The sequence below is a fragment of the Tissierellales bacterium genome (assembly GCA_025210965.1).
GTDB lineage: Bacteria > Bacillota > Clostridia > Tissierellales > JAOAQY01 > JAOAQY01.
The window spans coordinates 1-7,100 of the sequence record JAOAQY010000130.1; the positions used below are offsets into that span (position 1 = coordinate 1).

Here is a 7,100-nt window from a genome sequence, read left to right on the forward strand (position 1 = left end):
AATTTTACCAAAAATATAAGTTAGGAGTGGCAAGATGAAACAAGTAAAAAGATTTTTTACCAGAAAAAAAACACCATTTGATGTTGAAAGCAGAGAGTTAAGAGAGGAAATCAATTCATTATTTCATTTGAATTTAGAAGAAGTTGGACTTTGGCATAGATATGATGTGGAGGCGGAGCTTGAGCCTTATTTATGGGAAAAGATCAAGAAATACATCTTGTCAGAACCAAATACAGACGAGATTACAGTATTAGATCCAGATGAAAATAAGTGGAATAGCTATTTTGCTATAGAGTATTTGCCAGGGCAATACGACCAAAGAGCCGATTCAGCAGAGCAGTGCATACAGATAATAGCTGAAGGAAAATTCGCTAAGGTGAGATATGCTAAATGTATAGGGCTTAGAGGCAATTTTAGTGAGATAGAGTTAGCAAAAATAAAAAGCTACTTGATAAATACAGTTGACTCAAGAGAAGCAAATCTTGAGAGGGTGGAGAGCTTAGAGCAAAATTATGATATTCCAAGTGATATAAGCAGATATGATGGGCTTAAAGATTGGGATTTAGAAAAATTAAAAGCATTTTACGAAAAACAGAGCATGGCTATGACGTTTGATGATTTGAAACATTGTCAGAAGTATTTTGCAGACAGAGGAATAGATCCAACAGAGACGGAGCTAAAGGTGATAGATACTTATTGGTCAGATCATTGTAGACATACGACATTTAACACAGAAATTTCAAATATAGCCTTTGAGAAAGACAATTATGTTGAGCTTAAAGAAAAGGCGTATGAAACGTACTTAGAACAAAAGAAGAAATACAGAAAAAATCGCCCAGTTACTCTTATGGATTTAGCAACTCTTGCAATGAAAGAACTCAGAGAAACTGGTGAACTTGACAATTTAGACAAATCAGAAGAAATCAATGCATGTTCGATAGAGATTCCTATAGAAATAAACGGAAAAGAAGAGCAGTATTTATTGCAATTTAAGAATGAGACACACAATCATCCAACAGAGATAGAGCCATTTGGAGGAGCTGCAACTTGCTTAGGTGGAGCTATTAGAGATCCACTATCAGGAAGAGCTTATGTTTATCAGGCTATGAGAGTGACAGGAAGTAGTGATCCTAGAGAATCTATAGAAGATACTATGAAAGGTAAATTACCTCAGAGAAAAATAACAACAGGGGCAGCTGATGGTTATAGTAGTTATGGAAATCAGATAGGGCTTGCGACAGGAGAAGTTAGAGAGTATTATCACGACGGATTTAAGGCAAAGAGAATGGAAGTTGGAGCTGTAATAGGAATAGTTGCAAAGAAAGATGTAAGACGAGAGGAACCAGCTTCGGGAGATTTGGTAGTAGTTTTAGGTGGTGCAACAGGAAGAGATGGCTGTGGTGGAGCGACAGGTTCATCGAAAGCACATGACGTGGATTCGATTAATCAGAGTGGAGCAGAAGTTCAAAAAGGAAATCCACCAGAAGAAAGAAAACTTCAAAGATTATTTAGAAATGCTGAGTTTACACATTTTATAAAGCGATCAAATGATTTTGGGGCAGGCGGAGTATCTGTAGCTATAGGAGAATTATCAGATAGCATGGACATAGACTTGAATAAATTACCAAAAAAATATGAAGGTCTAAATGGAACAGAGCTCGCTATATCAGAATCACAGGAGCGAATGGCTATAGTTATAGAGGCAAAAGATTTGGAAAGAGTTATAGAACTTTCAAAAGAAGAGAATTTAAGTGCGGTGTGTGTAGCAGAGATTACAGATACAGGGCTTATGAGAATGAAGTGGAGAGATAAGTGGATTGTAGAGCTTGATAGAGAATTTTTGGAGACAAATGGAGTTATGCAAAAAACTGATGTCATAATCGGAGCGATAGAATCTGAGTCATATTTTAAAACTAGAGTTAGCAGAGATTGGAAAGCGGAGTTATATGACAGACTTGAGCAATTAAATGGTTCATCTCAAATCGAATTGGCAGAAAAATTTGACAGTTCCATAGGTATGAATACAGTACTAAATCCATATGGTGGAATAACTCAAACTACCAAGGTTGACGGAATGGTAGCACGAATTCCTATTTTAGGTGAAAAAACAGAAAAGGTTAGTTATATGAGTCATGGGTATGATCCATATCTAGCATCTTGGAGTCCATTTCATGGAGGTCTATACTCGGGAATTATAGCAACTAGTAAACTTGTGGCTATGGGCTGTGATTATAAGACTATAAGACTCTCTTGTCAGGAGTATTTTGAAAGACTTAGAGGAGATGAGAAACGATGGGGAAAACCTATGGCAGCACTTTTGGGGGCATATCATTTCCAGCATAATATGAAACTTGCTGCAATTGGTGGAAAAGACAGTATGTCAGGTAGTTTTGAAGAGATAGACGTACCTCCAACACTTATAAGTTTTGCAGTTGGGCATGGAGATATAAATGAAGTGGTATCTCCAGAATTTAAGTTAGAAAATAGTGAAATTTGGTATTTCAAAGCAGATAGAGATGAATTGGAAGATGTAAGTTATAGAAATTTAAAGTTGTTTTACGAAGAGTTCCATCAATTGGCAAAAATAAATAAAATACAAGCTGCAAAAGCAATAGATTCTACTGGAGTATTGCCAAGTCTAGCTACTATGAGTTTTGGAAATGAAATAGGAGCTGAGTTAGAAAGTGGAGAAAATAATGATTGGTTTGAAGTGGCTTATGGAAGTATAGTGTTTGAAACTAAGATTGGTGATATATCTGATGAGTTTGTTCAGAAGCATGGACTCAAATTATTGGGAAAAACTACATCAGAAAAGATAATAAAAGTGGCAGATGAAGCAGTAAAAATACATGATATAAAAAATAGATGGAGAAAACCATTAGAAGATGTGTTTAAGGCTCATGATGAAAAGAGTGAGCCAGCATTAGATTTGACTTCCGATAAGAAGGAATTTAGAGCATCCATAATAAAAAAAGTAAAACCTAGAGTTTTGATTCCAGTTTTTCCAGGAACAAATTGTGAGTACGATATATCTAGAAAATTTGAAATGGCAGGCGGAGATACCGAAATTTTGGTATTTAGAAATAGAAGCAAGGAAGAGTTAAATGCGTCGATAGAAGCTCTTGCAGATAGTATAAAGCAAAGTCAGATAATAGCTATTCCTGGAGGTTTTAGTGCTGGGGATGAACCAGAGGGTTCTGGAAAATTTATAGCAGCTATATTTAGACATCCGAAATTAGCTGAGAGACTTATGAATCACATAAAAGAAGAGGATGGATTGATGATTGGTATTTGTAATGGTTTTCAAGCTCTTGTAAAATTGGGACTGCTTCCATACGGTGAGATAAGAACATTGGAGGAAGATGCGCCAACACTGACATTTAATGCTATAAATAGACATGTGGCTAGAGTTTCAAAAACTAAAATTACATCAGTAAATTCACCATGGATGGCAAATGTAAATATAGGAGATATTCACAATATAGCTATATCACACGGTGAGGGAAGATTTTTTGCAAATGAAGAGTGGGTCAAAACATTAAAAGATAAGGGACAAATTATTACTCAATATGTAGATGCTAATGGAAATCCACAGAAAAGTGGAGTAGATAATCCAAATGGATCTACAGAAGCTATAGAGGGAATCATAAGTCCAGATGGCAGAATACTTGGCAAAATGGGTCATAGTGAGCGCTATGAAGAGGGACTTTTGAAAAATATACCAGGTAACAAGAAACAAGATTTATTTACAGCAGGGATATCATATTACAAATAATTGGAGGGATGAAAATAATGAAAGTAGCCATTGTAATGGGAAGCAAGACTGATCTTCCTATAGTAGAAAAAACATTTGAATTATTGAAGAAATTTGGGATTGATTACGAAGCTAGGATATTGTCAGCTCACAGAACACCGGAGGAAGCACTTGACTTTTCAAGAAATGCTCAGAAGAATGGATTTGATTTAATCATAGCGGCGGCAGGGAAAGCAGCTCATTTGCCAGGAGTACTCGCAGCAGTGACTACTCTACCTATTATAGGTCTTCCAATTAAATCATCTACACTAGATGGAATGGATTCGTTACTTTCTATAGTACAGATGCCTAAAGGGGTTCCGGTAGCTACAGTAGCTATAAATGGGGCAGAAAATGCAGCTATACTAGCAGCTCAGATTATGAGTCTTAAATACAGTATATTGACATCAAAATTAGAAGCACACAAAGAAGAAATGAGATTAGACGTTTTAGCGCAAGAAATATAATGAAAAATTTAGAAATGTAATAGTGTACACTAGCAAAAGTTTGAGGAGGAAGTTAAGATGAAAAAAGAATTATTGTATGAAGGAAAGGCAAAGAAAGTTTATAAGACAGATATTGAAAATGAATATATAGTTGATTATAAAGATGATGCAACAGCATTCAATGGAGTTAAAAAGGGAACTATAGAGGGTAAGGGTCAGATAAACAATCAGATGAGCAATTTCTTATTCAAAATGCTTGAAAAAGAGGGAATCAAGACTCATTTCGTAAAAGAGATAAGTGAGAGAGAAACTATTGTGAAGGCAGTTGAAATACTACCACTTGAAGTTATAGTTCGAAATGTAGCAGCTGGTTCATTTTGCAAGAGATTTGGAATAGAGGAAGGAAGAGAATTGAAGCAGCCTATACTTGAATTTTGCTACAAGAATGACGACTTAGGTGATCCTATGATAAATGACGATCAGATATATGCATTAGAACTTGCAACAAAAGAGGATTTAGCTACAATTAGAACTATGACATTTAAGGTAAATGAATTGCTAAAGGCATTTTTTGATGAGAGAAATGTAAGGCTTATAGATTTTAAACTTGAGTTTGGTAGATATGAAGATGAGATTTTGTTGGCAGATGAGATTTCACCAGATACTTGTAGATTTTGGGATAAGACTACAGGTGAAAAATTAGATAAGGATAGATTTAGAAGAGATTTAGGTGGAGTAATAGAGCACTATAGAGAAGTATTTTCGAGAATAGGAGAGTAGGTTCATGATGTATCTAGAGGAAGATCAATTGCATGAGGAATGCGGCGTTATTGGAGTTTATGACAGTGACGAAAATGCAGCTGAATATGCTTACTATGGTCTCTATGCACTTCAGCATAGAGGCCAAGAGAGCGCAGGTATAGCTGTTAATCAAGGTGGAATTATCAACTATCACAAGGATATGGGACTTGTGCCAGAGGTATTTGACGATGAAATATTGGCAGGATTGAAAGGACCTATGACTATAGGTCACGTGAGATATTCAACGACTGGAGATAGTTTAATAGCAAATGCACAGCCACTTGTAGTAAATTATAGACAGGGGCACATAGGACTTGCTCACAATGGAAATTTGGTGAATTCTGATACGCTTAGAGAAATATTAGAAGATGATGGTGTTGTTTTTCAGAGTTCTATAGATACCGAAGTTATAGTCAATATGCTTGCAAGATATGCAAAAAATGGTATGGTTCCAGCACTAAAGCAAGTGATGGAACTTCTAAAAGGGGCATATGCACTAGTTATAACTACTGGAAATCAATTGATTGGAGCTAGAGATCCTTTTGGACTTAGACCTCTTTGTCTAGGCCAAACAGAGACTGGTTATGTTCTATCTTCTGAGAGCTGTGCACTAGATACAATAGGAGCAGAATTTGTTAGAGATGTAGAGCCAGGAGAGATAGTAGTTATAACTGAAGATGGAGTAGAAAGTTTTAAGAGTGACAAATGGTGCAAAAAACATCTTTGCTTATTTGAGCTAATATATTTTGCTAGACCAGATAGTCGTATGGACGGGACTAGCGTGTATGAGTCGAGAGTAAATGCTGGTAAGATTCTTGCAAAAGAGGCTAAGGTTGATGCAGATGTAGTTATAGCGGTGCCAGATTCGGGAATACCAGCGGCTATAGGTTACGCGGAGGCTTCTGGAATACCTTATAGTGTTGGACTTATAAAAAATAGATATATTGGAAGAACATTTATACAGCCAAATCAAGCACTTAGAGAACAAGGCGTGAAAATAAAGTTAAATGCACTTAAGGAGACTGTTGCTGGAAAGAGAGTTATAATGATAGATGATTCTATCGTTAGAGGAACGACAAGTAAGAGAATAGTCGAGTTGCTTAGAAGAGCTGGAGCAAAGGAAGTTCACTTTATGGTTAGTTCACCACCGGTAGCGTATTCGTGCCATTTTGGCATAGACACTCCATATAGAGAATATCTTATCGCAGCAAATCAGACAATAGATGAGATTAGAGATAGTATCGGTGCAGATAGTTTACATTATATTAGTCTTGATGGTCTTATAAAAGCTACTGGAAAGAAAAAAGGTTTTTGTACAGCTTGTTTTGATGGGGATTATCCCATGGAAGTACCAAGGGATAGAAAAAATGGAAAAGAGGAAAACTAATGAAGGAAACTACATTAAATTATAAATCAGCAGGGGTAGACGTAGAAGCAGGTTATGAAGCCGTTGCTAGAATGAAACGTCATGTTAAAAAGACATTTAATCAAAGTGTTCTTACGGATTTAGGTAATTTCGGAGGACTTTATGCCCTTGGAAATGAGGGAGGAAATGAACCGGTTCTCGTTTCAGGAACTGATGGAGTAGGTACTAAGTTAAAATTAGCATTTGATCTAGATAAACACGATACCATAGGAATAGATTGCGTTGCTATGTGCGTAAACGACATAATATGTCATGGTGCAAAACCACTGTTCTTCTTGGATTACCTTGCAACAGGGCATCTAGACCCAGAAAAAGCAGAGCAAATTGTTGCTGGTATTGCAAGAGGATGTATGGATTCGGGTAGTGCTCTAATTGGAGGAGAAACAGCGGAAATGCCAGGATTTTATTCGGATGGAGAATATGATCTAGCAGGATTTTCAGTAGGAGTAGTTGACAAATCAAAGATTATTACAGGAGAAAAGGTATCTAGCGGAGATCAAATCATAGCAGTTCCGTCTAGTGGAGTTCACAGCAATGGTTTTTCATTGGTTAGAAAAATAATAGAAATTGCAAATGTAGATTTAAATGATGTAGAAAAACCTTTTGATAAATCAATAGGAGAGGTACTTCTTGA

The 7,100-nt window shown here is 36.3% G+C and carries 5 protein-coding genes; all 5 read left to right on the forward strand.

Annotation, left to right across the window (positions count from 1 at the left end; translation table 11 throughout):
- Positions 1–34: 34 nt before the first annotated feature.
- A complete protein-coding gene (locus N4A40_09515; GenBank protein MCT4662085.1) occupies positions 35–3,775 on the forward strand; it encodes a phosphoribosylformylglycinamidine synthase in 3,741 nt (1,246 codons plus the stop codon).
- Between the two features lie 17 nt (positions 3,776–3,792).
- A complete protein-coding gene (purE, locus tag N4A40_09520) occupies positions 3,793–4,260 on the forward strand; it encodes a 5-(carboxyamino)imidazole ribonucleotide mutase (protein MCT4662086.1) in 468 nt (155 codons plus the stop codon).
- Positions 4,261–4,317: 57 nt separating this feature from the next.
- Positions 4,318–5,019, forward strand: coding sequence for a phosphoribosylaminoimidazolesuccinocarboxamide synthase (locus N4A40_09525; protein MCT4662087.1), 702 nt, complete (start codon positions 4,318–4,320; stop codon positions 5,017–5,019).
- A gap of 7 nt (positions 5,020–5,026) precedes the next feature.
- Positions 5,027–6,427: an amidophosphoribosyltransferase gene (purF, locus tag N4A40_09530; GenBank protein ID MCT4662088.1), complete on the forward strand. Its 1,401-nt coding sequence runs from the start codon at positions 5,027–5,029 to the stop codon at positions 6,425–6,427.
- Positions 6,427–7,100 (forward strand): phosphoribosylformylglycinamidine cyclo-ligase (gene purM / locus N4A40_09535; GenBank protein MCT4662089.1); only part of this gene is annotated, 674 nt, incomplete at its 3' end. The genes purF and purM, both read left to right, overlap by 1 nt.